The organism is Phenylobacterium sp. CCH9-H3 (genome assembly GCF_001557235.1).
Classification (GTDB): domain Bacteria; phylum Pseudomonadota; class Alphaproteobacteria; order Caulobacterales; family Caulobacteraceae; genus Phenylobacterium.
In genome coordinates, this window is sequence record NZ_LSJI01000116.1 from 33,184 (window position 1) to 56,818 (window position 23,635).

27 protein-coding genes and 1 tRNA gene are annotated in these 23,635 nt (G+C 69.8%); 15 read left to right on the forward strand and 13 right to left on the reverse strand.

Annotated elements, in window-relative coordinates:
• Positions 1 to 7 precede the first annotated feature (7 nt).
• Together AX721_RS11560 and AX721_RS11565 are read left to right on the forward strand one after the other, a co-directional pair.
• Positions 8 to 469 (forward strand): (2Fe-2S)-binding protein, encoded by a 462-nt coding sequence (locus tag AX721_RS11560; RefSeq protein ID WP_068876161.1) that lies wholly within the window; start codon positions 8 to 10, stop codon positions 467 to 469.
• Complete coding sequence (locus AX721_RS11565; RefSeq protein ID WP_068876162.1) at positions 466 to 2,709, forward strand: xanthine dehydrogenase family protein molybdopterin-binding subunit; 2,244 nt, start codon at positions 466 to 468, stop codon at positions 2,707 to 2,709. Before AX721_RS11560 ends, AX721_RS11565 begins: the two co-directional genes overlap by 4 nt.
• Before the next feature lie 185 nt (positions 2,710 to 2,894).
• Here the strand turns inward: AX721_RS11565 and AX721_RS11570 are convergent, their stop codons facing one another.
• Positions 2,895 to 4,337, reverse strand: coding sequence for an aldehyde dehydrogenase family protein (locus tag AX721_RS11570; protein WP_068876163.1), 1,443 nt, complete (start codon positions 4,335 to 4,337; stop codon positions 2,895 to 2,897).
• Positions 4,338 to 4,410: 73 nt separating this feature from the next.
• Here AX721_RS11570 and AX721_RS27360 point away from each other — a divergent pair, with 73 nt between their 5' ends.
• The 4 genes from AX721_RS27360 (at position 4,411) to AX721_RS11585 (ending at position 6,225) form a co-directional block, all read left to right on the forward strand.
• On the forward strand, positions 4,411 to 4,629 hold the full coding sequence (locus tag AX721_RS27360) for a hypothetical protein (protein WP_156467137.1): 219 nt from the start codon (positions 4,411 to 4,413) through the stop codon (positions 4,627 to 4,629).
• Between the two features lie 13 nt (positions 4,630 to 4,642).
• Complete coding sequence (locus AX721_RS11575) at positions 4,643 to 5,374, forward strand: SDR family oxidoreductase (protein ID WP_068876164.1); 732 nt, start codon at positions 4,643 to 4,645, stop codon at positions 5,372 to 5,374.
• Entirely contained in the window at positions 5,371 to 5,739 is a 369-nt protein-coding gene (gene folB, locus AX721_RS11580) for a dihydroneopterin aldolase (protein ID WP_068876165.1), read from the forward strand. Before AX721_RS11575 ends, folB begins: the two co-directional genes overlap by 4 nt.
• Before the next feature lie 90 nt (positions 5,740 to 5,829).
• Positions 5,830 to 6,225 carry a hypothetical protein gene (locus AX721_RS11585; RefSeq protein WP_068876166.1) on the forward strand — a complete coding sequence of 132 codons (396 nt, stop codon included), beginning with the start codon at positions 5,830 to 5,832 and terminating at the stop codon, positions 6,223 to 6,225.
• On the opposite strand, the gene AX721_RS11590 is transcribed toward AX721_RS11585, so the two are convergent.
• Positions 6,222 to 7,478: a D-amino acid dehydrogenase gene (locus AX721_RS11590; protein WP_068876167.1), complete on the reverse strand. Its 1,257-nt coding sequence runs from the start codon at positions 7,476 to 7,478 to the stop codon at positions 6,222 to 6,224. The genes AX721_RS11585 and AX721_RS11590 overlap by 4 nt on opposite strands.
• On the reverse strand, positions 7,475 to 8,614 hold the full coding sequence (gene alr, locus AX721_RS11595; RefSeq protein ID WP_068876168.1) for an alanine racemase: 1,140 nt from the start codon (positions 8,612 to 8,614) through the stop codon (positions 7,475 to 7,477). The genes AX721_RS11590 and alr overlap by 4 nt, the downstream gene beginning before the upstream one ends.
• A gap of 134 nt (positions 8,615 to 8,748) precedes the next feature.
• Between alr and AX721_RS11600 the strand changes: the two genes are divergently transcribed.
• Complete coding sequence (locus AX721_RS11600; RefSeq protein WP_068876169.1) at positions 8,749 to 9,234, forward strand: Lrp/AsnC family transcriptional regulator; 486 nt, start codon at positions 8,749 to 8,751, stop codon at positions 9,232 to 9,234.
• Positions 9,235 to 9,246: 12 nt separating this feature from the next.
• Here the strand turns inward: AX721_RS11600 and AX721_RS11605 are convergent.
• Together AX721_RS11605 and AX721_RS11610 are read right to left on the reverse strand one after the other, a co-directional pair.
• A tRNA-Leu gene (locus AX721_RS11605) sits at positions 9,247 to 9,331 on the reverse strand.
• Between the two features lie 187 nt (positions 9,332 to 9,518).
• Positions 9,519 to 10,067: a dihydrofolate reductase family protein gene (locus AX721_RS11610; RefSeq protein ID WP_068876187.1), complete on the reverse strand. Its 549-nt coding sequence runs from the start codon at positions 10,065 to 10,067 to the stop codon at positions 9,519 to 9,521.
• A 50-nt stretch (positions 10,068 to 10,117) separates the two neighbouring features.
• Between AX721_RS11610 and AX721_RS11615 the strand changes: the two genes are divergently transcribed.
• The 5 genes from AX721_RS11615 (at position 10,118) to AX721_RS11635 (ending at position 15,937) form a co-directional block, all read left to right on the forward strand.
• The gene (locus tag AX721_RS11615; RefSeq protein ID WP_068876170.1) at positions 10,118 to 10,684 is read left to right on the forward strand and encodes a TetR family transcriptional regulator; all 567 of its coding nucleotides are present in this window, start codon (positions 10,118 to 10,120) and stop codon (positions 10,682 to 10,684) included.
• Between the two features lie 201 nt (positions 10,685 to 10,885).
• Entirely contained in the window at positions 10,886 to 11,194 is a 309-nt protein-coding gene (locus AX721_RS11620; protein WP_197422538.1) for a FeoA family protein, read from the forward strand.
• Entirely contained in the window at positions 11,191 to 13,065 is a 1,875-nt protein-coding gene (locus AX721_RS11625) for a ferrous iron transporter B (protein WP_068876171.1), read from the forward strand. Before AX721_RS11620 ends, AX721_RS11625 begins: the two co-directional genes overlap by 4 nt.
• A gap of 93 nt (positions 13,066 to 13,158) precedes the next feature.
• Positions 13,159 to 13,479 (forward strand): hypothetical protein, encoded by a 321-nt coding sequence (locus AX721_RS11630; protein WP_068876172.1) that lies wholly within the window; start codon positions 13,159 to 13,161, stop codon positions 13,477 to 13,479.
• 196 nt (positions 13,480 to 13,675) lie between these two features.
• Positions 13,676 to 15,937 carry a PAS domain-containing hybrid sensor histidine kinase/response regulator gene (locus tag AX721_RS11635; RefSeq protein ID WP_068876173.1) on the forward strand — a complete coding sequence of 754 codons (2,262 nt, stop codon included), beginning with the start codon at positions 13,676 to 13,678 and terminating at the stop codon, positions 15,935 to 15,937.
• Between the two features lie 6 nt (positions 15,938 to 15,943).
• On the opposite strand, the gene AX721_RS11640 is transcribed toward AX721_RS11635, so the two are convergent.
• Entirely contained in the window at positions 15,944 to 16,354 is a 411-nt protein-coding gene (locus tag AX721_RS11640) for a DUF1801 domain-containing protein (RefSeq protein ID WP_068876174.1), read from the reverse strand.
• Between the two features lie 151 nt (positions 16,355 to 16,505).
• Between AX721_RS11640 and AX721_RS11645 the strand changes: the two genes are divergently transcribed.
• A complete protein-coding gene (locus tag AX721_RS11645; RefSeq protein WP_068876175.1) occupies positions 16,506 to 16,802 on the forward strand; it encodes a hypothetical protein in 297 nt (98 codons plus the stop codon).
• Between the two features lie 9 nt (positions 16,803 to 16,811).
• On the opposite strand, the gene AX721_RS11650 is transcribed toward AX721_RS11645, so the two are convergent.
• The 7 genes from AX721_RS11650 to hppD all read right to left on the reverse strand — a co-directional run bounded on the left by AX721_RS11650 (position 16,812) and on the right by hppD (position 22,421).
• Positions 16,812 to 17,315, reverse strand: a complete 504-nt coding sequence (locus tag AX721_RS11650; protein ID WP_068876176.1) for a MarR family winged helix-turn-helix transcriptional regulator — start codon at positions 17,313 to 17,315, stop codon at positions 16,812 to 16,814.
• Positions 17,316 to 17,394: 79 nt separating this feature from the next.
• Positions 17,395 to 18,399, reverse strand: a complete 1,005-nt coding sequence (locus AX721_RS11655) for a fumarylacetoacetate hydrolase family protein (RefSeq protein ID WP_068876177.1) — start codon at positions 18,397 to 18,399, stop codon at positions 17,395 to 17,397.
• The gene (locus AX721_RS11660) at positions 18,396 to 18,671 is read right to left on the reverse strand and encodes a hypothetical protein (protein ID WP_068876178.1); all 276 of its coding nucleotides are present in this window, start codon (positions 18,669 to 18,671) and stop codon (positions 18,396 to 18,398) included. The genes AX721_RS11655 and AX721_RS11660 overlap by 4 nt, the downstream gene beginning before the upstream one ends.
• Positions 18,672 to 18,673: 2 nt before the next feature.
• The gene (locus AX721_RS11665; RefSeq protein WP_068876179.1) at positions 18,674 to 19,039 is read right to left on the reverse strand and encodes a cupin domain-containing protein; all 366 of its coding nucleotides are present in this window, start codon (positions 19,037 to 19,039) and stop codon (positions 18,674 to 18,676) included.
• A complete protein-coding gene (locus AX721_RS11670; protein WP_068876180.1) occupies positions 19,036 to 20,169 on the reverse strand; it encodes a homogentisate 1,2-dioxygenase in 1,134 nt (377 codons plus the stop codon). The genes AX721_RS11665 and AX721_RS11670 overlap by 4 nt, the downstream gene beginning before the upstream one ends.
• The gene (locus AX721_RS11675) at positions 20,169 to 21,146 is read right to left on the reverse strand and encodes an isoaspartyl peptidase/L-asparaginase family protein (protein WP_231733359.1); all 978 of its coding nucleotides are present in this window, start codon (positions 21,144 to 21,146) and stop codon (positions 20,169 to 20,171) included. The genes AX721_RS11670 and AX721_RS11675 overlap by 1 nt, the downstream gene beginning before the upstream one ends.
• Positions 21,147 to 21,308: 162 nt before the next feature.
• Positions 21,309 to 22,421 (reverse strand): 4-hydroxyphenylpyruvate dioxygenase, encoded by a 1,113-nt coding sequence (gene hppD / locus AX721_RS11680; RefSeq protein WP_068876182.1) that lies wholly within the window; start codon positions 22,419 to 22,421, stop codon positions 21,309 to 21,311.
• Between the two features lie 117 nt (positions 22,422 to 22,538).
• On the opposite strand from hppD, the gene AX721_RS11685 reads away from it, so the two are divergent.
• Positions 22,539 to 23,117 (forward strand): YqaA family protein, encoded by a 579-nt coding sequence (locus tag AX721_RS11685; RefSeq protein ID WP_068876183.1) that lies wholly within the window; start codon positions 22,539 to 22,541, stop codon positions 23,115 to 23,117.
• A gap of 30 nt (positions 23,118 to 23,147) precedes the next feature.
• Positions 23,148 to 23,635 (forward strand): disulfide bond formation protein B (locus tag AX721_RS11690; RefSeq protein WP_068876184.1); only part of this gene is annotated, 488 nt, incomplete at its 3' end.

A 23,635-nucleotide genomic window follows, 5' to 3' on the forward strand; every position in this document is an offset into this window, starting at 1 on the left:
GGCGGGCATGACCAGCTTCCGATTGAACGGCCGCGAGGTCTCGGTCCAGACGCCGGAGGATGCGCCCCTGCTCTGGGCCATCCGCGACGAGGCGGGCCTCACCGGCACGAAGTTCGGCTGCGGCATCGGCCAGTGCGGGGCCTGCACCGTCCATGTGGACGGCGAGGCGATCCGATCCTGCATCACGCCGGTGGGCGCCGTCGCCGGCCGGGCCGTCACCACGATTGAGGGCCTGGACCCCAAGGGCCAGCATCCGCTGCAGCAGGCCTGGATCGAGGCCCAGGCGCCCCAGTGCGGCTACTGCCAGTCGGGCCAGATCATGCAGGCCGCCGCCCTGCTGAATGCGACCCCGCGGCCCACCGACGCCGAGATCGAGGCCGGGATGAACGGCAACCTCTGCCGCTGCATGGCCTACGTCCGTATCAAGAAGGCCATCAAGGCCGCCGCCGCCAAGGGAGTCGCCGCATGAACGCGATCCTTCCCGACGTCTCGCGCCGTGGCTTCCTGGTCACCGTCTCGGCGGCCGGCGCGCTCTTCGCCCTCGGCCAGCAGCCCGCCCAGGCTGCCGACGGCTTCGCCCCCACGATCTGGTACGGCATCGACCGCGACGGCCTAGTCACCGTCCACATCATCCGCGCCGAGATGGGCCAGCACGTGGGAACCGCCATCGCCCGCATCGTCGCCGACGAGCTGGAGGCCGACTGGTCCAAGGTCCGCATCGACCACGTGGACTCCGACCCGAAGTGGGGCCTGATGGTCACCGGCGGCAGCTGGTCTGTGTGGCAGAGCTATCCGCTCTACAGCCAGGCCGGCGCGGCGGGCCGCATCGCCCTGATCGACGCCGGCGCCAAGCTGATGGGCGTGAAGCCCGCCGACTGCGTGGCGCGGAACGGCGCGGTGACGGCCGGCGGCAAGTCCCTCTCCTATGGCGAGATCGTCGCCAAGGGCGACCTCGGCCGCACGTTCACCGCCGACGAGCTGGCCAAGCTGCCGCTCAAGGCCGCCTCGGAGCGCCGCCTCATCGGCAAGCCGGGCCAGGCCCGCGACATCCCGGCCAAGACCAACGGCCAGGCCCGCTACGGCCTCGACGCCAAGGTCCCGGGAATGGTCTACGCCCGGCCCAAGCTGCCGCCCACGCGCTACGGCTCGACGGTGGTCTCGATCGACGAGACCGAGGCCAGGAAGGTTCCCGGCTACATCCGCGCCATCGCCCTGGACGATCCCTCCGGCACGGTCCCGGGCTGGGTGATGGTCTATGCCGACAGCTTCGTGGCCGCCGACCGCGCCGTCGAGGCGCTGAAGGTCACCTGGAAGGCCGGCGACACCGACAAGGTCTCGGAGGCCGACCTCCAGGCCCGCTCCCGCGCCCTGATTGCCGACAAGACGGCCGGCTCCCAGGTCGTGGAGCCCCCCGGCGTCGATGCGGCCTTCGCCGCCGCGGCCTCTACCCTGGAGCAGAGCTACACCACCGCCACCGCCCTGCACTTCCAGCTGGAGCCGGTGAACGCCCTCGCCTTCGAGAAGGACGGGATGTTCGAGATCCATACGGGCAACCAGTGGCAGTCGCTGGTGCTGCCCTGGCTGGCCAAGGCGCTGGGCCGCAAGGAAGAGACCATCGTCCTGCGCACCTACATGCTGGGCGGCGGTTTCGGCCGGCGGCTCAACGGGGACTATGCGGTTCCGGCCGCCCTGGCCTCCAAGGCGATCGGCGGCAAGCCCGTGAAGATGGTCCTGACCCGGGCGGACGACACGCGGTTCGACAGCCCGCGCTCGCCCTCGGTCCAGACCCTGCGCATGGCGTTCGGCGAGGGCGGCCGGGTCACGGCCATGGAGCATCACGCCTGCGCCGGCTGGCCCACCGAGGCCATGGCCCCGTTCTTCATGCCCAAGGGCGCAAACGGCCGCCCCTACGACCCTTTCGCCATCAGCGGCGCTGACCACTGGTACAATGTCGGCGCCCAGCGGGTGCGGGCGATCTCCAACGACCTTGCGGGCCGGACCATGCGGCCCGGCTGGCTGCGTTCGGTGGGGCCGGGCTGGACCAACTGGGCGCTCGAAAGCTTCATGGACGAGGCGGCGCAGAAGGCGGGCGTGGACCCCCTGGCCTTCCGGCTGCGGATGCTGGACGCCACGGGCCGCAACGCGGGGTCCGCCCCGAATGCGGTCGGGGGCGCCAAACGCCAAGCCGCGGTCCTGCGGCGGGTCGCCGAGAAGGCCGGCTGGGGCAAGTCGCTGCCCAAGAACACCGGCCTCGGCCTCGCCACCAGCTTCGGCCAGGAGCGCGACATGCCGACCTGGGTCGCCTGCGCGGCCCGCGTGGCCGTGGATCGCGCCTCAGGCGCGGCGAAGGTGGAGAAGCTGACCCTGGTCGCCGACGCCGGGACCATCGTCGACCCCGACGGCGCCCTGGCCCAGATGGAAGGCGCAGCCCTCTGGGGCCTCAGCCTGGCGCTGTTCGAAGGCTCGGCGTTCGAGAACGGTCAGCCCCGCGACACCAACCTCGACGGCTACACGCCGCTGCGGATGGCGGACGTTCCCGACGTGGAGGTGGAGTTCATCGCCAGCGCCGAGGCGCCCGTCGGCCTGGGCGAGCCGGCGACCACCGTGGTCGGTCCCGCCATCGGCAACGCCATCTTCCGCGCCGTCGGCGCCCGCGTGCGCGACCTGCCCATCCGCCCGGAGGCGGTGAAGGCCGCGATGAAGACCTAGCCCGACGATATCGGCGCCGAAGGCGTCATCCGCCGGACGAACAGCGCCTTCGGCGCCAAACGAAAACCGCCAAGCCGCCAAGTTCGCCAAGGGCTCCCAGCCTGCCGGGCCGTCTTGGCGTTCTTGGCGTCTTGGCGGTTCAAGACGACAGCCGCCCCTCCCCCGCGAGGGAGGGACTCTCGCAACTACTCCGCGGCCTGCTTCGGCGCGTAGCCCAGCACCGCCTTGGTCTCCAGGAACTCGTGGAAGGCGAAGTCGCCCCACTCACGTCCGTTGCCGCTCATCTTGTAGCCGCCGAACGGCGCCATCAGGTCGCCGCCGCCGCCGTTGATCGACACCTGGCCGGCGCGCAGCTTGGAGGCGACCTTCCGAGCCTTCTCCAGGTCGCCCGCCTGGACATAGGCGGCCAGGCCGTACTCGGTGTCGTTGCCGATCTGGATGGCCTGGTCGACCGTCTCGTAGCCCAGGATCGACAGCACGGGGCCGAAGATCTCTTCCTTGGCGATGGTCATCTCGTTAGTCACGTTGGCGAAGACGGTGGGCTTCACATAGTAGCCCTTGTCCAGGCCCTCGGGCCGGCCCGTGCCGCCGATGACCAGGGTCGCGCCCTCGTCGATGCCGGCCTGGATCAGCTTCTGGATCTTGTCGAACTGGGTCTTGTTGACCACCGGGCCCAGCTGGCTATTGCCGTTCGGGTCACCGACCGTGATGCCGGCGGCCGTCTCGCGGGCCACGGCGATCGCCTCGTCCATGCGCTTCGACGGGACGAGCATCCGGGTGGGGGCGTTACAGGACTGGCCCGAGTTGGTCATCATGGTGGCCACGCCGCGGCCGACGCCCTTGGCGAAGGCGTCGTCGTCCAGGACGATGTTCGGGCTCTTGCCGCCCAGCTCCTGGGCCACGCGCTTGACGGTCGGGGCCGCCGCCTTGGCCACCTCGATGCCGGCGCGGGTGGAGCCGGTGAACGAGACCATGTCCACTTCCGGATGGCTCGAGATCGCCGCGCCCACCGTCGGGCCATCGCCCTGCACCATGTTGAACACGCCGGCCGGGACGCCCGCCGCATGCATGATCTCAGCGAAGATCTGGCCCGAGAACGGCGCCACTTCCGACGGCTTCAGCACCATGGTGCAGCCCGTGGCGATGGCCGGGGCCACCTTGCAGACGATCTGGTTCAGCGGCCAGTTCCAGGGGGTGATGAACCCGCAGACGCCGATCGGCTCCTTGACGATCATCGTCGGGCCGCGGTCTTCCTCGAACTTGAAGGTCTTCAGCACCTCGATGGCGGTGTTCAGGTGGCCCATGCCGATCGGCACCTGGGCGCGCTGGGCCAGGCTGGCCGGGGCGCCCATTTCCTCGGTCACCGCGGTGGCCAGGTCGCCGAACCGCTTCTGGTACTCGGCCATGATCCGGCCCAGCACCTCGATGCGCTCTTCGCGGCTGGTCTGCGACCAGGTCTCGAACGCCTTGCGGGCGGCCTTGCAGGCCTTGTCCACGTCGGCCGCCGAGCCTAGGGCGATCTTGCCCACGACTTCTTCGGTCGCCGGGTTCTCGACGTCCAGCGTCTTGAGGCCCTCGGCGGGATCGACCCACGCCCCATCGATGTAGAACTTGAGGTACTCGCGCATAGACGTCCTCCTGGCGACCTTTGTCGTTAGCGGCTTAGGGCCACAGGGCCCCCGCCTTCAAACAATCATTTTAGTGATCGGCGTTCAGGTGGAAAGCCCCGACGCACATGACACCTGGGGAACTTGCCCGGAAACCGCAACAGGCGTGCGACGCGGCTTGCCCGGCGAAGTGCGCCTCGCTAAAGCCGGGCCACAGCGTTTTGGAGGCCCCATGAGCGGCATCTACATGATCCTCGTCTTCCTCGCGGTGATGGCCGCGCTGAACCGGTTCGAGTTCGGCCGCTTCGACTGATAGGAGCCGCCCGATGGCCGGCCGCGGCGCAGCACTGGTGACGGGCGGCGCGCGGCGGATCGGCCGCGTGCTGGCGGCCACGGCCGCGCAGGCCGGCTACGACGTCGCCATCCACGTCCGCGGTGAGGGCGACGACGACGCCGAGGCCGCCGCCGGCGAGGTGCGCAGCCACGGCCGCAAGGCCACGATCCTCTCCTGCGATCTGCGCAAGGAAAGCGCCACCGTCGCCCTGGTGGGCGAGGCCGAGGCCGAGCTGGGGCCGGTCACCCTGCTGGTGAACTCCGCGTCCGTCTTCGAACAGGACGCCTTCTCCGACATGAACCGCGCGTCGTGGGACCTCCACATGGAGACCAACCTGCGCGCGCCGCTGGTCCTGGCCCAGGTGTTCGCCCGCCGCCTGCCCGCCGACCGCGAGGGCCTGATCGTCAACATCCTCGATCAGCGCGTGCTGCGGCCGGGCCCCGAGTTCTTCTCCTACACCCTGTCCAAGGCGGCCCTGTGGGACGCCACCCGGATGCTCGCCCAGGACCTGGCCCCGCGGATCCGCGTGAACGGCATCGGCCCGGGGCCCACCCTGCCCTCGATCCACCAGGACGAGGCCGCCTTCCGGGCCGAGGCCGAGGCCACGTTGCTTCGCCAGCCCGTCCCGCCGGCGGAGATCGGCGCGGCCCTGCGCTATCTGATCGACGCCCGCTCGGTCACCGGCCAGATGATCGCCGCCGACTCGGGCCAGCACCTCGCATGACGGAGACCACGCTCATCAGCTCGAAAGTGTTCGTCACCGGCGTGAAGGTCCAGGCCGAGATCGGCGTCTATCGCCACGAGATCGGCCGGGTGCAGCCCTTGATCGTCGACGTGGAGCTCGACGTGCCCACCGACGCCTCGGACCGCTTGGCCGACACCTTCAACTACGAGGCCATCCTCCAGGCGGCCCAGGAGGTGGCGGCCGGCGGCCACATCCACCTCGTCGAGACCTTCGCCCACCGTCTGGCCGACCGCTGCCTCGCGGACGCCCGGGTCAGCCGCGCCCGCGTGCGGGTCGAGAAGCCTCTGGCCCTGGCGCCGGACGCCGTGGCCGCCGGCGTCGACATCACCGTCGGCCGCGGGTGAGCAATTTGTAACAACGTCACGTCTTTTCGTGACGCCGTTCCAGGTCCATTTCTTGGGGGCCCGCTTCCGGGCCGGAGACGAATAGAGACGATGACCGATGACGTGGGCTACGCGGCGAACGAAGACAAGACGATGCCGGCGGTCTGCTACGCGCTCTACCTGCTGGCCTTCGCCACCGGGATCACGGCCATCATCGGCCTGATCATCGCCTATTCCCAGCGCGCGGCCGCCGGGCCGACGATGGAAAGCCACTACACCTTCCTGATCCGCACCTTCTGGATCGGCCTCGGCCTGATGATCGCCGGCGGCGTCCTGTTCGGCGTGGGCGCCCTGCTCGCCGTGATCCTGATCGGCTTCCCGATCATGGCCGCGGCCTGGCTGATCATGGGCGGCGCGGCCATCTGGTACGGCGTGCGGTGCGTGGTGGGCCTGGTGTTCCTCAGCCGCGGCGAGGCCTACCCGCGCCCCTACGCGGTGATCGCCTAGCGCTTGTAACGGCCGATCGCGAGGTCGGCCGTCTCGATCTCGGCGGCCCGGCCTGACAGCAGGTCGGCCAGCACCCGGCCCGAGCCGCACGCCATGGTCCAGCCCAGCGTCCCGTGGCCGGTGTTTAGGAACAGCCCCGGGACCGGCGTCGCCCCGATCACCGGCGTCCCATCCGGCGTCATCGGCCGCAGCCCCGCCCAGAACGTGGCCTTCGCCGCATCGCCGGCGCCGGGGAACAGGCTCTCCATCGAGTATTCCAGCGTCCGCTGCCGCCGCGGCTCCAGCGTCGCCCGATAGCCCGAGATCTCGGCCATCCCGCCCACCCGAATCCGGTCGCCCAGCCGGGTGATGGCGATCTTGTAGGTCTCGTCCAGCAGGGTGGATTCCGGCGCCCGGTCCGCCGCCACGATCGGCGCGGTGATCGAATAGCCCTTCACCGGATAGACCGGCAGCCGCAGGCCCAGCGGCCGGACGAGCCGCGCCGACCAGCTTCCCAGGGCCACCACGTAGGCGTCGGCGGTGAGCTCGCCCTTGTCTGTCACGACCGCCTGCACCCCGTCCGCGTCGGCCCGCAGCCGATGGACCGTGGTCTCGTGCAGGAACCGCACGCCCTGCTGCGCGCACAGCGCCGCCAGCGCCTGGGTGAACTTGAAGCAGTCCCCCGTCTCGTCGTTGGGCAGGCGCAGGCCGCCGGCGATCGGCGAGCCGCTGTGGCGCAGCCCCGGCTCGGCGCGCTCGCATCCCGCCCTGTCCAGCACCTCGAACGGCACGCCGTACTGGCGCAGCACCTCGACGTCCTTGGCGATCCCGTCCAGCTGGGCGGCCTTGCGGAACAGCTGCAACGTGCCCTGCATGCGCGCGTCGTACGCGATCCCCACGGCCTCGCGCAGGGCCGCCAGCTCGTCACGGCTGTACTCGGCCAGCCGCACCATCCGCGACTTGTTGAGGGCGTAGCGGTCCGAGGTGCAGTTGCGCAGCAGCGCCAGCAGCCAGGTCACTGTCTCCAGGTCCGCCTGCGGCCGCAGGATCAGCGGCGCGTGCCGCATGAACAGCCACCGCACCGCCTTCTGCGGTATGCCCGGCCCCGCCCATGGCGAGGCGTACCCCGGCGAGATCTCGCCGGCGTTGGCGAAGCTGGTCTCCAGCCCCGCGCCGGGCTGCCTGTCGACCACCGTCACCTCGTGGCCCGCCTGCGCGGCGTACCAGGCGCTGGTCACCCCGACCACGCCCGCGCCGAGGATCAAGACCTTCATGCCCGCGCCCCCTGCGCCGAAGCCGCGCCCACGTAGCGCCGGGCATAGCGGCGGCCCAGGCGGGTGAGGATCTCGTAGGGGATCGTCCCGGCCAGCGCCGCCACGTCCGCCACCGACTGGTGCGGCCCGATCAGCTCCACCGCATCGCCGGCGCCCAGGGCGTCGGCCGGCAGCGCCGAGACGTCCACCATCATGCTGTCCATGGAGACCTGGCCCACGATGGGCAGCCGCACGCCGCCGAACCAGGCCGCGCCGCGGTTGCTCAGCGCCCGCGGCCAACCGTCAGCGTAGCCCACGCCCACCGTGGCGATCCGCTCCGTCCCACGCGTGGTATAGGTGAGGCCGTACCCAACCCCGGTCCCCGGCGGCAGTGTCCGTACCTGGATCACCCGCGCCGACAGCGACACCACCGGCGTCAGGCCGGCCGCTTCGCTAGGCCGAGGCTCCACGCCGTAGAGCGCCAGCCCGGCCCGCACCAGGTCGCCGTGAGTCAGCGGATCCGCCAGGGCCGCCGCGGAGTTGGCGAGGGTGCGCGGCCGCGCCGGCAGCAAGGCCGCCAGCCGCTCGAAACTGGCCCGCTGGGCGGCGTTCACGTCATCGCCGGGATCGTCCGCGCTGGCCAGGTGGCTCATGACATGGCGCACGTCGAGCGCGTCCAGCAGGTCCGGGGCCGCGGCGACGGCCGCCACCTCCGCATCGTCCATCCCGAGCCGCGACATGCCGCTGTCCAGCTGCAGCACGGCCGGCAGCCGCCGGCGCCGTACGCGCGCCAGCTCTGCCCAGGCGCGCACCTGAGCCAGCGAATTCAGCACCGGCGTGACGCCGGCCTCTTCCGCCAGCGCCTCGGCCCCCGGCCACAGCCCGTGCAGGACGTGGATGCGCGCTTCGCCGCCCACGTGGGGCCGCAGGTCCAGCGCCTCGGCGAGATCCGCCACGAAGAAGTCGCGGCAACCGGCGGCCGCCAGGGCCGCGGCCACCGGCGCTGCGCCCAGGCCATAGGCGTCGGCCTTCACCACGGCGCCCACCCGGGCCGGCGAGACCGCGGCCTCCACCCGGCGCAGGTTCGCCATCACGGCGCCGAGATCGATGGTGAGCTGGCCGCCGGCCAGGCTGGCCGCCCGATCGTCCTCGTCCATCGCCGTCTCCGCCTCGCAAGCTGCCAGCATGGCGCCGAAACTAGAAGCTGCGCCGTCGAATTTTCCGCTAAACTTGCCGATCATTCGCGGAATTGCGGCATTCTGCGCAACATCCTGCGAACGGAGCGCACAGATTGACCGACTTGGATGACTTCGACCGCCGGCTCCTGGCGCTCCTGCGCATCGACGGACGCCGCTCCAACGCCGAACTCGCCGCCGAGATCGGCCTGTCGCCTTCCGCCTGCCTGCGCCGCCTGCGGGCCCTGGAGCAGAGCGGCGTCATCCGCGGCTACACCGCCATCGTCGCCGACCCGCAGGACGAGGGTGTCGTGGCCCTGGTGCGCATCACGCTCGAGAAGCAGACCGAGGACTATCTGCGCCGCTTCGAGGCCGCGGTGCGCGAGCACCCCGAGATCGACGAATGCTACCTGATGACCGGCGACGTGGACTACATCCTGCGCGCCCGGGCGCCGACCACCGCCGCCTACGAACAGATCCACAACGGCGTGCTCTCGCGCCTGCCCGGCGTCGCGCGCATCCACTCCAGTATCGCGATCCGCGACGTCCTGCGCCAGCCGGACCGGCGCACCCTCCGCGGACCACGGCCGACGTCGCGCTGAAGTCTTGAGAGCTGGTGCGGGCGGTCGGGGTCGAACCGACACTCCTTTCGGAACCGGATTTTGAGTCCGGCGCGTCTACCAGTTTCACCACGCCCGCAACGGCGTTTCTCTATCGCCCAGAGTCCGCTTCGCCAAGCGAAAGCCTTGGGATCTTCGCCGCGCAAGCTGGCGGCGCGACGACCGTCAAGGGAGTCGCCTTGATCGCCGCTCGGGGTCGAGCGCGGAGTTCCGACCCGCACTGGAGAGCGGAGTCACGGATTGGCAGATGAGGCAGTAACCTGACGTCAGGCCGCTCGCCCGCTCGTATCCGAGAGCGCGTAATGAAGCCGAACGCAGCCCCGGTCCAACGCCTGCGCACTGAGGAGCTTGGGGCTGGTCTCGAATCCGGTCGCGGGGAAGAGCGGCGTACCGCCGCCGATCAACTCCGGCATGACATAGATCTCTATCTCGTCGAGCGCGCCGCGCTCAAGGAAGGCCATCTGGAGTCGTCCGCCGCCGAGCATCCAGACGTCCCCATCTTCAAGGCCCCGCAATTCGGGGATGAGTGAACCGATGTCGCTGCGAATCTCGAGAGGCCCCTTCGGGTCAAGGATCGGCTTGGACGTAACGACGATCGCGCGCTGTTCGCCGTATGCCCAGGGCGCCGGGTCCCTGGCGATGAAGTCGTATGTTCCACGACCCATGACGACGGTGCGGATCCGCTTGAGAAAGTGGCTGTAGTCGTGCTGCCCGAGGTCCATGCCGTCGTATCGAAAGAGCCAGTCCAGACGATCGCCGGGCGCCGCGATGAAGCCGTCGAGGCTTGCTGCGATGTAGCCCAGAATCCGCGCCATCCGCTTCCCCTTCGCTTGAATATAAACGATCATTCGTTTATAAACGTGCAATGAGCCGAGGCAAGACGGTTTCCGACGATCTCCTGCTGGACAGGCTCATGGCCCCCATGATGGCCCACGGGCCCGCGGACCTTTCTTTCGCCAAAGCCGCGAACGCGGCTGGCCTCGCCGCCGCAACGCTCGTTCAGCGCTTCCGTAACCGTGAGAGAATGGTGGAGGCTATCCTGCTGCGGGCGTGGGATCGGCTAGATGAAGCCACGGCTGCTGCCGATGCGCGGGCTTCGCCTGATCCTCCGGGAGCGATCGAGCTCCTCTTGCGCCTGACGAATTCAGACGCGGCGGAGTTCGACTTCACGGACGGTCTGCTGCTGCTGCGCGAGGACATCCGGAACCCTGTCCTACGCGCTCGAGGCGCTCAATGGGGACTGCGCCTGGCTGAAGCGCTCGGTCGTCGGCTTGGCCGTGACGCGGATCGCGGGACCCAGCTTGGATGGCAGATGGCGAGCCTCTGGCAAGGGACTCTCATCTGGTGGGCCTTCCGGCGGGATGCAGAGCCGGCGGTGAAGGTGCGGGAGATCTTGGAGGATTGGAGCCGCACCGCTGGCCTCCTCCGGTGACGCCCCAGCGGCGCCGTCGGCGACCGGCGGCGTCCATGGCTGCTTCGCCATGGCCTCGTTCCAACGCAACTGCCGCGCGCTCAAGCGGTCCTGGGCGATCATGTCGAGCGCCTGCGACGAGACGAGCCTTGCGCCCGAACGGCCAAGGCCATAACTGATAATCGTTCGCAAAATTCGGCGGACGTCAGGATATTCCGTTCCATGCACGAGATGCTCGCCGGCCAGGCGGCGGCGGTGGACGCCGAGCTCACGCGGCTCAGCCAGGCCAGGCCCGGCGATCGCGGGGTCATCGTCGACGTGCGCGCCGACCACGCGGGCGGCCACGGGGTGGACGTGCACGAGCTGGAGCGCCGGCTGCTGGAGTTCGGCTTCGTCGAGGGCGCGGCCTTCGAGATCATCCACCAGGGCCTGGTCGGCGCGGACCCGATCGCCGTGCGGCTGGACGACATGCGCGTGGCCCTGCGCCGCCGCGACGCCGAGGACGTCTGGGTGCGGCTGGATCCTAAATGAGCGAAGCTGCGCTAAGGCCGGCCCGGGTGGCGCTGGTCGGCAATCCCAACACCGGCAAGACGGCCCTCTTCAACGCCCTGACCGGCAGCCGGCAGAAGGTGGCCAACTACGCCGGCGTCACCGTCGAGCGGAAGGAAGGCTTCATCACCACAGCCGCCGGGCGCAGCCTGTCGATCCTCGACCTGCCCGGCACCTATTCCTTACGCGCCCGCAGCCCGGACGAGGCGGTGACCCGGGACGCCGTCCTGGGCCGCCTGGCGGGCGAGGCCGAGCCCGACGTGGTGGTCGCCGTGGCCGACGCCACCAACCTGCGCCTCGTCCTGCGCCTGATCCTGGAGCTGAAGGCCGTGGGCCGGCCCATGGTGCTGGCGCTCAACATGTTCGACATCGCCCAGCGCCAGGGCCTGCGGATCGACCTCGAGGGCCTGCAGCGCGAGCTGGGCTGTCCCATCGTCACCACCGTGGCCACCCGCAAGCGCGGCGTCGGCGAGCTCACCGCCAAGGTCGACGAGCTGGTGGCTTCCGGCGCCCTGTCCACCAACAACGTCTGGCACGAGCCCTCGGCCGCCGAGATCCGCGACGCCCACCGCGAGGCGCAACGCATCCTGAAGGCCTACGTTCGCCCGCCGGAACGTCCCGACACCCTGACCGGCCGGATCGACGCGGTGCTGCTGCATCCCGTGGCGGGTCTGGCGATCCTGGCCTCGATCATGTTCCTGATCTTCCAGGCGGTGTTCAGCTGGGCCGGACCGCCCGCCGACGCCATCGAGGCGGGGGTGGGCTGGCTGGGCGCCCAGGTGGCGACGGTGTTACCCGATGGCCTGCTCGAGAGCCTGATCGTCGATGGCCTCTTCGCGGGCGTCGGCGCGGTGCTGGTCTTCCTGCCGCAGATCCTGGTGCTGTTCTTCTTCATCATCCTGCTGGAGGACTTCGGCTACATGGCCCGGGCGGCGTTCCTGCTGGACCGGCTCATGGGGGTCGCCGGCCTGCACGGCCGCGCCTTCATCCCGATGCTGTCCAGCTTCGCCTGCGCGATCCCCGGCATCATGGCCACGCGGGTGATCGACCAGAAGCGGGACCGGCTGACCACCATCCTGGTCGCGCCGCTGATGACCTGTTCCGCCCGCATCCCGGTCTACACGCTGATCATCGGCGCCTTCATCCCGAACCGCACCGTCGGACCGGGCCTCAACCTGCAAGGCCTCGTCATGTTTGGCCTGTTCGTCGCCGGGGTGGTCAGCGCACTCGCGGTCGCCTTCGTGATCCGCAAGGTGTTCTGGCGCGGCGCCGTGGAGCCCTTCCTGATGGAGCTTCCGACCTACAAGTGGCCGTCGGCCGAGAACGTGGCGCGCAACCTGCTGCAGCGCGCCCAGATCTTCCTGAACCGCGCCGGCCGCATGATCCTGCCCCTGATGGTCGTCGTCTGGGTGCTCTCGACCTTCCCCTATCCGCCGGAAGGCGCCACCGGGCCGGCCATCGACTACAGCTTCGCCGGCATGATCGGGCATGCGATCCAGCCGCTGTTCGCGCCCATCGGTTTCAACTGGCAGATGGTCGTGGCGCTGATCCCGGGCTTCGCAGCGCGCGAGGTCGCGGTCGCTGCGCTGGGAACCGTGTATGCCGTCGCCGACGCCGAGGCGAACACCCGCGCCTTGGAGCTTCAACTGGCCGACGCGTGGAGCCTGGCGACCGGCCTCTCCTTCCTCGCCTGGTACATCTTCGCGCCCCAGTGCGTGGCGACGCTCGGGGTCGTGAAGCGCGAGACCAATTCCTGGGGGTGGGTCGGGGTCATGTTCCTCTACATGATCACCCTGGCCTACCTGGCCTCCTTCGCCGTCTACCACGCCGCGGTCGCGCTCGGCGGAGGTTAGCGAGGGGTTTTCGCGCGTCGGTTGCGTTAACCTGTCTTTTTCCGTGCGCCTTAACTTGCCGATAAACGAGACGAGCGCAGGCTCATCCTCGTCATGCAGAACCAGCACGAAACCGCCCACGACGCTCCGAACGGCAAAAAGCCGGTGCGGGTCAAGGAAACCCTGTGCAAGCGCGTCCGTGAGGCCCTCCTTTCGCTCGGCGGCGAAGCGCACCGATCGATTGTGATCGAGCAAGTGGCCCGCAATCTGGGTCATAACGTCCACCAGATCCCCGAGGAGCTGCAGCAGCAGGTCATCGTCTCGTTCGAGGCGTTCTGGCGCGACGAGCGCAAGCGAGCGGCCTACGGCTTCCACCTCCCGTTCGGCGAGGGGTCGCACCGCTGGAGCGTCCGCAACGAGTCCTTCGCGGCCTGAACACCAGGTTCAGGAAGCGACTGGAGGCCGGGCGGCGCTGGGGCGCCGACGCCCATCAGATCTCCGTGGACCCCTGCCGAAGCCGCCGAGGGCACGTCCCGCGACGAATTATGCGGCAAATCAACGCGAGGTTCTGATTCCAACGCGCTGTTAGCCTTGGGGCGTCAGGCTCGGCTGGTTCGAACGAGAGCTAGCGATGCCCGACGCTTCTGCAGCGACGCTCCACGCCACCGAGGCCGGGACCGGTAAGGCGGAACACGGCGCCGACAGGCCGCCGTCGGCCGCCGCGTTCAGCGTGGCCACCAGCGTCGAGCTGGCGCTGGTCAGCACCCGCGGCCGGCTGGTCTACGCATCCATCTATGCGGTCGCCTCGCTCCTGATCCATCCCTGGGTCGTTCCCGCCGTCTGGATCGCGCTCATCTTTCTCTGGGAGCTGAAGGTGCGGGTGGCGTTCGACCGAGCGGTCTTGCGCCAGCCGGCGGCGCGCGCGGAACCGATCTACGCCGCGGTGAACTTCGTCGGGGCGTGCCTCTACTACTTCATCGCGCTCCTGGGCCTGGCCAGCGGCTCGACCATCGGCGTCGCCATCGCCACCACGTGGATCGCCGGCGCGTTCATGAGCAATTTCATCTACTTCGGCGCCAACCGCCGGCTCCTGCTTTCCGTGCTGGGGCCGGGGATCGCGGCGGCCCTGGTCGGCCCCTTCCTGGCGTCGGGCCTGCAGCTGCAGTCCGCGGCGATCAGCGCCCTGATCCTGATCGGCCTGATATCCACGCGCGGGTTCGCCCTGGACCAGCAGGCGCTGCTGCGGACCCTGGCGGACCGCCAGGTCGCCCTGTCGGACGTCGAGCGCAAGCTGTCCGTGGCCATCGAAGCCTCCGGGGACGGCCTCTTCGACCTCGACCTCGTGGGCGGAGAGACTCACGTCAGCGATACGTGGCTGGCGATGCTGGGCTATGCGCCGGGCGAAGCGCCGCCGGCGCTGCTCCGAGACTGGCGCCAGAGCATCCACCCCGACGATCTGCCGGCTCTTCAGGCCGTCTATGCGGCGCACTTCCGCGGAGAGACCCCGCACGCCAGTTCCGAGCACCGCATGCGCTGCAAGGACGGCCAGTACAAATGGGTGCTCGCCCGCGGCCGGCTGGTCGAACGCATGCCCGACGGCCGGCCCTGGCGGATCGTCGGCGCCATGATGGACCTGTCGGCGCGCAAGGCGCTGGAACAGCAGCTTGAGACCGCCCGCGACGTCGCCGAAGGCGCCAACCACGCCAAGGGCGTCTTCCTCGCCAATATGAGCCACGAGATCCGCACGCCGTTGAACGGGGTCATCGGCACGGCGGGCGCGCTGGCCCGGCGCCCGCTGGCGGCCCCGGAGCGCGAGATGGTCGCGCTGATCCAGTCCTCGGGCCAGACGCTGGACCGCCTGCTGTCGGACATTCTCGACCAGGCCAAGATCGAAGCGGGCGAATTCGAACTGCTGGTCGCCCCCTTCGACCTGCGCGACACCATCGAGACCGCCGCCGAACTGATGCGCGCCCGCGCCGACGAAAAGGGCGTGAGCTTCCGTGTCGTCTACGCCGACGCCGCGCGAGGAAGCTTCTCCGGCGACGGGGTGCGGCTCCGTCAGATCGTCTCCAACCTCGCCTCCAACGCCATCAAGTTCACCCCGGCGGGCGAGGTGACCATCCGGGTCGATTGCCGCGAACCGGACCAACCGGGCGCGCCCAGCCGCCTCACGATCGAGGTGTCGGACACCGGCGTCGGCTTCGACGCCGAGGCGGCCAGGCGCCTGTTCGCGCGGTTCACCCAGGCGGACGGGTCGATCTCCCGCCAGTTCGGCGGAACCGGCCTCGGCCTGGCGATCTGCAAGGCCCTGGTGGAACTCATGGGCGGCGAGATCGGCGTCGTCTCCGAACCCGGCGTCGGCTCCACCTTCACGGTCGGGATTCCCCTGGTCCGGACCGTGTCGCTGGACGACTACGAGGCCCGACGCGACGCCGGCGCCCAGGCGGCCGACTCGTCCGACATCGCGGCCGCGATGGGACAGCTCCGCATTTTGCTGGCGGAGGACCACCCGACCAACCAGCGCGTCGTGCAGTTGATCCTGGAGCCGTCCGGTGTCGACCTCACCATCGTGGGCAACGGCCGCGAGGCCGTGGAGATCTTCCGGCCGGGACGCTTCGACCTGATCCTGATGGACATGCAGATGCCGATCATGGACGGCCTGGCCGCCACGCGCGAAATTCGTCGCCTGGAGCGCGCGTCCTGCGCGACGCCGACGCCCATCGCCATGCTCACCGCCAACGCCATGAGCGAGCATCGCGAGCAGGCGATGGCCGCCGGCGCCGATCACCTCATCGCCAAGCCGATCACGCCGGAAAGCCTCACCCTTGGCGTGGAATTCACCCTGGCCACGGCCGAGCCGCCGCCTGAACGCGGCCTGTCGACACCTGGCTGATCTGCCTCAGGCCCGACGGCGGCCGGCCGCCTTGGACGTGTTCAGCGCCACAGCCGCGCGCACCAGCGCCTTGAACGCGGCCTCGTCCAGGCTCTGGCCCTCGGCGATGTCGATCGCGCGACGCGTATTGCCGTCCAGGCTGGCGTTGAACAGCCCCGCAGGGTCGTCCAGCGACGCGCCCTTGGCGAAGGTCAGTTTGACGACAGCCTTATAGGTCTCGCCCGTGCAGATGATGCCGGCGTGCTCCCACACCGGCACGCCGCGCCACTTCCAGGTCTCCTCCACCTCCGGGTCGGCCTCGCGGATGAGCCGGCGCACCCGGCCCAGAGCCTCGCCGCGCCAGTCTTTCAGCTCCGCGATCCTGGCGTCGATCAGAGCGGACGGCGAAGCCTCCTGCGTCGTAGCGTTTCGGTCCATGGCGTGCGACTCCCTTCACTGGCGCGGCATCCTGCGGCAGGCCCGGCGGACCTGTCGACCCGCACCCCTGCACCGGAACCGCACATCCCACACAACACGTTCTGCGCTCAGCCAGGGCAGGGTAAGGCTCCAAACGCGCGGAGGCTGAGGGATGACCGAACTGGACCATGACGTGCGCGGCCGCCGCGACCATCGCTGGCGCCGGCTCCGCTGGGGCGCCGCCGCCCTCCTGCTGCTCGCCCCCGCCGTGGCCATGCCCTTTACGACCGAGGTGAACTGGGGTCCGGCCGACTTCGCCCTCTTCGCCGCCCTGCTCTTCGGCGCCTGCGCGGCCTACGAGGTCGGCTTGCGGATCACCACCGCCCGCGCCTGGCGCACCGCCATCGGCCTGGCCATCGCCGCGGCCTTCCTGCTGACCTGGGCGCACCTGGCGGTCGGCGTGTTCTAGACTCCCCGCCTACCGCAGGCTGGGCGTGGGCGGCGCTTCGCCGGCCAGTTGGCCCGCCGCCGATTGCAGGCGGGTGAGCAGCCGCTTCAGCAGCGTCACCTCCTCCGGCGCCAGCCCCGCGATCAGCGCCGCCTCATAGGCCAGGGCCAAGGGCGCGATCTCGGAATGCAGGCTGCGCCCCTCGGCGGTAAGGGTCAGGACGTGGCTGCGCCCGTCGGCCTTGTTCTGCGCGCGGCCCACCAGCCGCCGCTTCACCAGCCCCTGAGCCGCGCGGCTCACCGTCACCTTATCCATCACCGTGCGGGCCACGATCTGCACCTGGCTGAGCCGGCCGTCCTCGGCCAGCACGCACAGCACCCGCCACTGCGGCACCGTCAGCCCGAACCGGTCCTCATACGCCCGCGCGATCAGCCCCGACACCGCGTTCGAGGCCACCGACAGCCGGTACGGCAGATAGGCGTCCAGCCTAAGCCCCGCCTCGTCCCCGCCGCTCGCCTTGGCCGCGCCGCTCATCCCGCCTTGCTCCCACCGGAGCTTCGCAGGACCAGCCCAGCGCAAGGACAAAGTCCTGCGAAGCCTCGGCGAAGCAGGATCATCCCGCCGCCACCTCCTGCTCGATGGCGCCGAAGATGGAGTGGCGCTTCTCGTCCACCATCTGGATGCGGACCGTATCGCCGGCCTTGAGGAAGGGCGTCGAGGGCTTGCCGTCCAGGATGGTCTCCACCGTCCGCACTTCGGCCAGGCAGGAATAGCCCACGCCGCCTTGACCGATCGGCTTGCCGGGACCGCCGTCCGGTCCGCGGTTCGACACCGTGCCCGAGCCGATGATGCTGCCGGCCGACAGCGCCCGGGTCTTGGCCGCGTGCGCGATCAGGGTCCCGAAGTCGAAGGTCATGTCGACCCCCGCATCGGCCTCGCCCAGCGGCTTGCCGTTCAGCTCGACCTCCAGCTTGCCGTGCAGCTTGCCGTCCTTGAAGCTCGGCAGGGCGTCCGGCGTCACCGCTACCGGGGAAAAGGCCGACGCCGGCTTCGACTGGAAGAACCCGAAGTTCTTGGCCAGTTCGCCCGGGATCAGGTTGCGCAAGCTGACGTCATTGCACAGCATCACCAGCCGGATGGCCTTCAGCGCCTCCTCGCGGCTCGCGCCCATGGGCACGTCGCCGGTGATCACCGCGATCTCGCCCTCCATGTCGCAGCCCCAAGCCTCGTCCTTCAGCGGGATCGGGTCGCGCGGCCCCAGGAACCCGTCCGAGCCGCCCTGGTACATCAGGGGGTCGGTCCAGAAGCTCTCGGGCATGTCGGCGGCCCGGGCCTGTCGCACCAGGGCCACGTGGTTCACATAGGCCGAGCCGTCGGCCCACTGGTAGGCCCGCGGCAGCGGGCTCATGGCGTCGTGCTCGTGGAACCGGGCCTTGGGAACCGAGCCGTGCTCCAGGCTCTCGGCCAGACCGCGCAGGTCCGGCTCGACCCGTTCCCAGTCGTCCAGCGCCGCCTGCAGCGTCAGGGCGATCCGGTCGGCCGGCGAATACCAGGCGAGGTCGTTCGAGACGACCACCAGGCGGCCGTCGCGCCCCCCCTTCAACGACGCCAGCTTCATCCGTCACTCCCGTCCTTGGTTATCATTCGGGTCAGCCGCACCCCGTCCTCGAAGGCCCGCGGCTCGTAGACGCTGACCTCGACGCGGATGTCGCCGCCGCTCGCACCTTCCCACATGTAGGCGCGTTCGAAACAGACTTCGCGGCCCTCGGGGGTGAAGCCCTCATAGGTGTCGCCCCACGGGGTGTGTTTCGAGAGCTGCGCCCAGCCCAGGCTCATGGCGCGGTCCAGCTCCTCGGTGGCCGCGGCCGTCAGGTCGTCCTGGAAGCCCATCTTCAGATTCCCACGCCGACGGGCGCGGTGAACTCCGAGACCGGCGCGTCGCCGGTGTTCACCACCTCGGACGGCTCGAAGATCATCACCTCGGCCTCCTCGTCCGACCCGGTGCGATGCTCGACACCGCGGGGGACGACGATCATCTGGCCCGGCTCCAGCTCGACCACCCGGTCGCGGAACTCGACCCGGAAGCGCCCCTTGAACACCAGGAACATCTCCTCGGCGTCGACGTGGGTGTGCCAGGGAAACAGCCCCTGGGTCTTAACCAGTCGGACGTCCTGGCCATTGAGCCGCGCGGCGACCTTCGGCCGCCAGTGCTCGGTGAAGTCCGCGAACTTCGCCGCGATGTCGATGGGGTCGCTCACGCGCCCTTCCAGCTGTCCACGTAGGCCGGGTTCTCCACCGCCGCCGCCGCCTCGCCCACGTCCAGCGGGTCGCGGGTGTCGATCATCACCGCATATTCGTCGGTGGCCGGCTTGGGCTGGGTCAGCATGTTCTTCAGCGCCTTCGGGTGCGGCCCGTGCGTGAAGCCGCTCGGGTGGAAGGTCATCATGCCCGCTTCGATGTGGTCGCGGCTGAAGAAATCGCCAGCGTGGTAGAACAGCACCTCGTCGTAGTCGTCGTTGTTGTGGAAGAACGGGATCTTCAGCGCCCCCGGATCGGTCTCGAAGGGCCGCGGCGCAAACGTGCAGACCACGAACCGGTCCGAGACGAAGGTCGAGTGCACGCTGGGCGGCAGGTGGTAGCGGTGGCTCACCACCGGCCGGATGTCGGCCACGTTCAGGCGCGCGGGCGCCAGCTCGCCGTGCCAGCCGATGGCGTCCAGCGGATTGTAGGGATAGGTCACCGTCGACACGGCGCCGCGCTTCTTGACCTCGACCCGCATCTCTCCCGGCTCGGCCTGGTGGGCGCGGAAGGCCTCGTCCATCACCGGCGTGTCGAGCATCGCGGGATCGAACAGGGCGTGCGGGCCCATCAGGCCGCGGTCGGGCAGCTTGTAGTGGGTGTTGGTGGCCTGGATCATCAGGATCGCGGTGGCTTCACTGGGCGCCAGACGCCACATGGTCCCGCGCGGCAGGTAGAGGTAGTCGCCGGCCCGGTAGGCGATGCGGCCAAAGTCGGTGAAGAGGTCGCCCGCCCCCTGGTGGACGAACAGCAGCTGGTCGCCGTCCGCGTTGCGCGCCAGGGCGGGCATGGCCTGGGCCAGCTTCCAGAAGCGCACCTCGGTGGCCGCGTTGTGCAGCACCACGCCAGCGGCCCAGGGCGACGGCTCCGCCGCGTTCAGCCGCGCCAGGTCGAAGGCGCGCGGGCGCAGCGGCCCCTCGAACGAGGTCCAGCCCGTCGGCGGCCGCGGGTGGTAGAGGAAGGCGGCGGGCCCGAAGAACCCCTCCTTCGACATCTCGCGCTCATAGGTCCCTTCGGGCAGGTCGGCGTGCGCCTGGCGCGAATGCGTCCCCTGCGCGCCGCGGATCGGAAGCCAGTCGCCCTTCGCCATCACGGATCGTCCTTGTAGATCCCGACGACCAGCGGCTGGCCGTCGGCGATGCGGGCCCGGTACATGCCCGTTGTGTTGAAGCTCCACGCCATCTGGCCGTCCGGAGCCACGGCGATCACCCCGCCGTCCCCGCCCAGGGCGGTCAGCTCGTCCTGGATCACCTGGTCCGCGGCCGCCTGCAGCGACAGGCCTCGGTGCCGCACCAGGGCGCTGATCTCATGCGCCACACCCAGCCGGATGAAATATTCCCCCGCCCCGGTGCAAGAGACCGCGCAGCCGGCGTTCGAGGCATAGGTCCCCGCGCCGATGATGGGCGAGTCCCCCACCCGGCCCCAGCGCTTGGCCGAGCTGCCGCCGGTGGAGGTGCCGGCCGCCACGTTTCCGTGGACATCCAGGGCTACCACGCCGACGGTGCCGTGCTTGCCTTCTTCATGGACCAGGGCGGCCTTGCCCGACGCATCCTCCGGGGCGCCGACCGGCCGCTCGGGGATCGGCAGGCCCAGCCTGGACAGCCCCTTCTCCAGCGCCCGCCACCGCCGCTCGGTGAAGAAATAGAGCGGATCCACCTGCTCCAGGCCCTGGCTGCGGGCGAAGGCGTCGGCGCCTTCCCCGCCCAGCATCACATGCGCCGAGCCCTCGATCACCGCCCGCGCGGCCGAGATCGGGTGGCGCGTGGTGGTCACGCCGGCCACCGCCCCCGCCGCCAGCGTCGATCCATCCATGATCGAGGCGTCCAGCTCGTTGCGCCCCTCGGCCGTGAAGGCTGCGCCCCGGCCCGCGTTGAACAGCGGATCGTCCTCCAGGACGTGGATCGCCGCCTCGACCGCGTCCATGGCCGACCCGCCGGCCCGCAGCACCGCCGCGCCGGCCTCGGCGGCGGTCGCCATCGCCTCGCGATAGGCCGCCTCCTGCTCCGCGCTGAGCTGCCCCCGCGCGATGGCGCCCGCGCCGCCGTGCGCGACCAGGGCCCAGCTCACGCCCAGTTCCTCCTCCTCAGGGGGAGGTGTCGGCGCAGCCGACGGAGGGGGCTTCCTCCACGCCCCTGCGAACGGCTAGCTTTACGTCGGCTCGGGTGGAAGCCCCCTCCGGCGCTCCGCGCCACCTCCCCCTGAGGGGGAGGAACTGTCGCGCCCATCGCTTCAATCCTTCGCGGGCAGCACGCCGCGCTTGATCTGGTCCAGTTCGATCGACTCGAACAGGGCCTTGAAGTTGCCCTCGCCGAAGCCCTCGTTGCCCTTGCGCTGGATCAGCTCGAAGAAGATCGGCCCGATCATGTTCTCGGTGAAGATCTGCAGCAGCAGGCCCTGGCCCTCGGTGGGAGCGCCGTCGATCAGGATCTTGTCGGCCTGCAGCCGCTGCACGTCCTCGCCGTGGCCCGGGATGCGCGCGTCGATGCCCTCGAAATAGGTGTCGATGGTGTCCTGGAACCGCACGCCCCGGTCCCGCATCGTCTCCACCGAGTGGTAGATGTCGTCGGTCCCCAGGGCCACGTGCTGGATGCCCTCGCCCTTGTAGTCCTTCAGGAACTCCTCGATCTGCGAGTGCTCGTCCTGGCTCTCGTTCAGCGGGATGCGGATCTTGCCGCACGGGCTGGTCATGGCCTTCGACACCAGCGCCGTCTGCTTGCCCTCGATGTCGAAGTAGCGGATCTCCCGGAAGTTGAAGATGCGCTCGTAGAAGTCGGCCCACCTAGCCATCTGGCCGCGGTGCACATTGTGGGTCAGGTGGTCGAGATAGGTCAGCCCCACCGCGGTCTTCGCCATCGCCTCGGCCGCGCCCTCGATGGGCAGGAAGTCGACGTCATAGATCTCCTGCGCGCCATAGCGGTCGACTAGGTAGAGGTTCGAGCCGCCGATCCCCTCGATGGCCGGGATGTTCAGCTCCATCGGCCCCACCGGCCCCTGCACGGGCTTCGCGCCCCGCTCCACCGCCAGCTTGAAGGCCTTGGCCGCGTCGCGCACCCGGAAGGCCATGGCGTTGGCCGACGGCCCGTGCGCCTGACGGAAGTCGGCCGCCTGGCCCTGGGGTTCCATGTTCAGAATGAAGTTGATGTCGCCCTGCCGGAACCGCAGCACGTTCTTCGAGCGGTGCTTTGAGACCGCCGTGAAGCCCATCTTCTCGAACAGGTCCTTCAGCCGCTCCGGCTCCGGAGAGGTGAACTCCACGAACTCGAAGCCGTCGGTGCCCAGCGGGTTGTCGAAGAGGTCGCGCGGCGCGGCCTGGTCGGGCTTGGGGGACGTCTGCACGTTCATCTCGGAGCCTCCTGTTCGGCCGCAATTGGTATCATCTGAAACCAGTTTGCGGAAGCGCGAAGACAAGCCTCGCGACGCCTGCTAGCGGGAACGTCCAACTCGCCGCCGGGATCGCGAATGTTCCGAAAGATGTACGAATGGGTGATGCGGCTCGCGGGCTCGCGTCACGCCCCCGCGTCCCTCGCCGCCATCTCCTTCGCCGAGAGTTCGTTCTTCCCCATCCCGCCTGACGTGATGCTGGCGCCGATGGTGCTGGCGCGGCGGGACAAGGCGTTCGTCTACGCCGGCATCTGCACGATCGCCTCGGTCCTGGGCGGGCTCCTGGGCTACGCCATCGGCGTCTGGCTGGAGCCGCTCGGCCAGATGATCCTACGCCTGTTCGGCCACCCCGAGGGCCAGGCCGAGTTCCAGAAGTGGTTCGACCAGTGGGGCCTGATGGTGATCCTAATCAAAGGCGCCACGCCCATCCCCTACAAACTCGTCACCATCACCGCCGGCCTCGCCCGCTTCGACCTCTTCACCTTCGTGTGGGCCTCGATCCTCACCCGCGGCTTCCGCTTCTTCGCCGTGGCCGCGATCCTGAAATACTTCGGCCCGGCCATGCTGAAGGAGTTCGAGCGGCGGCTGAACCTCTACTCCGTCCTGCTGCTGATCCTGCTGGCCGGCGGCATCGTCGCGCTCAAGTTCTTTTTCTGAGGCGCAACTTTGGTCCATAAGGGCGGACCGATGACGAACCCGCTTCGACCCTTCCTCGACCGCTGGCGCCTGGTGGCCGTGCTGGTCGCCGCCGGCATGCTGGCCACGGCCCACGCCTTCGAGACCTTCGGCGGCTACGCCCCCTGCACCCTGTGCCTGCGCCAGCGGGAGGTCTACTGGACCGTTCTGGGCCTGGGCCTGGCCTTCATGATCGCGGTGCGCCTGCCGGGCGGCCCGCGCTGGCGGGAGGCCACCTGCTGGGTGCTGGGCCTGCTGTTCCTCGTGGGCTGCGGCGTCGCCGTCTATCACGCCGGCGCGGAGTGGAAGTTCTGGCCCGGGCCCCAGGCCTGCGCCTCGGGCGGCGCCAGCGTCAACGCCGCCGACCTCTCCGCCTTCCTCGAGGGCGCCAAGGTCAAGCCGCCGGCCTGCGACGAGGCGCCCTGGGTGTTCGCCGGCCTCTCCATGGCCGGCTGGAACGCCGTGATATCCCTTATCCTCGCCGGCCTCAGCGCCCTGGC

Bases quoted from the DNA above. Each gene is read 5' to 3' on its own strand.
- AX721_RS11560 (WP_068876161.1), top strand. From the start codon at position 8: ATGACCAGCTTCCGATTGAACGGCCGCGAGGTCTCGGTCCAGACGCCG.
- AX721_RS11565 (WP_068876162.1), top strand. From the start codon at position 466: ATGAACGCGATCCTTCCCGACGTCTCGCGCCGTGGCTTCCTGGTCACC.
- AX721_RS11570 (WP_068876163.1), bottom strand. From the start codon at position 4,337: ATGCGCGAGTACCTCAAGTTCTACATCGATGGGGCGTGGGTCGATCCC.
- AX721_RS11575 (WP_068876164.1), top strand. From the start codon at position 4,643: ATGGCCGGCCGCGGCGCAGCACTGGTGACGGGCGGCGCGCGGCGGATC.
- folB (WP_068876165.1), top strand. From the start codon at position 5,371: ATGACGGAGACCACGCTCATCAGCTCGAAAGTGTTCGTCACCGGCGTG.
- AX721_RS11585 (WP_068876166.1), top strand. From the start codon at position 5,830: ATGACCGATGACGTGGGCTACGCGGCGAACGAAGACAAGACGATGCCG.
- AX721_RS11590 (WP_068876167.1), bottom strand. From the start codon at position 7,478: ATGAAGGTCTTGATCCTCGGCGCGGGCGTGGTCGGGGTGACCAGCGCC.
- alr (WP_068876168.1), bottom strand. From the start codon at position 8,614: ATGGACGAGGACGATCGGGCGGCCAGCCTGGCCGGCGGCCAGCTCACC.
- AX721_RS11610 (WP_068876187.1), bottom strand. From the start codon at position 10,067: ATGGCGCGGATTCTGGGCTACATCGCAGCAAGCCTCGACGGCTTCATC.
- AX721_RS11615 (WP_068876170.1), top strand. From the start codon at position 10,118: ATGAGCCGAGGCAAGACGGTTTCCGACGATCTCCTGCTGGACAGGCTC.
- AX721_RS11620 (WP_197422538.1), top strand. From the start codon at position 10,886: ATGCACGAGATGCTCGCCGGCCAGGCGGCGGCGGTGGACGCCGAGCTC.
- AX721_RS11625 (WP_068876171.1), top strand. From the start codon at position 11,191: ATGAGCGAAGCTGCGCTAAGGCCGGCCCGGGTGGCGCTGGTCGGCAAT.
- AX721_RS11630 (WP_068876172.1), top strand. From the start codon at position 13,159: ATGCAGAACCAGCACGAAACCGCCCACGACGCTCCGAACGGCAAAAAG.
- AX721_RS11635 (WP_068876173.1), top strand. From the start codon at position 13,676: ATGCCCGACGCTTCTGCAGCGACGCTCCACGCCACCGAGGCCGGGACC.
- AX721_RS11640 (WP_068876174.1), bottom strand. From the start codon at position 16,354: ATGGACCGAAACGCTACGACGCAGGAGGCTTCGCCGTCCGCTCTGATC.
- AX721_RS11645 (WP_068876175.1), top strand. From the start codon at position 16,506: ATGACCGAACTGGACCATGACGTGCGCGGCCGCCGCGACCATCGCTGG.
- AX721_RS11650 (WP_068876176.1), bottom strand. From the start codon at position 17,315: ATGAGCGGCGCGGCCAAGGCGAGCGGCGGGGACGAGGCGGGGCTTAGG.
- AX721_RS11655 (WP_068876177.1), bottom strand. From the start codon at position 18,399: ATGAAGCTGGCGTCGTTGAAGGGGGGGCGCGACGGCCGCCTGGTGGTC.
- AX721_RS11660 (WP_068876178.1), bottom strand. From the start codon at position 18,671: ATGGGCTTCCAGGACGACCTGACGGCCGCGGCCACCGAGGAGCTGGAC.
- AX721_RS11670 (WP_068876180.1), bottom strand. From the start codon at position 20,169: ATGGCGAAGGGCGACTGGCTTCCGATCCGCGGCGCGCAGGGGACGCAT.
- hppD (WP_068876182.1), bottom strand. From the start codon at position 22,421: ATGAACGTGCAGACGTCCCCCAAGCCCGACCAGGCCGCGCCGCGCGAC.
- AX721_RS11685 (WP_068876183.1), top strand. From the start codon at position 22,539: ATGTTCCGAAAGATGTACGAATGGGTGATGCGGCTCGCGGGCTCGCGT.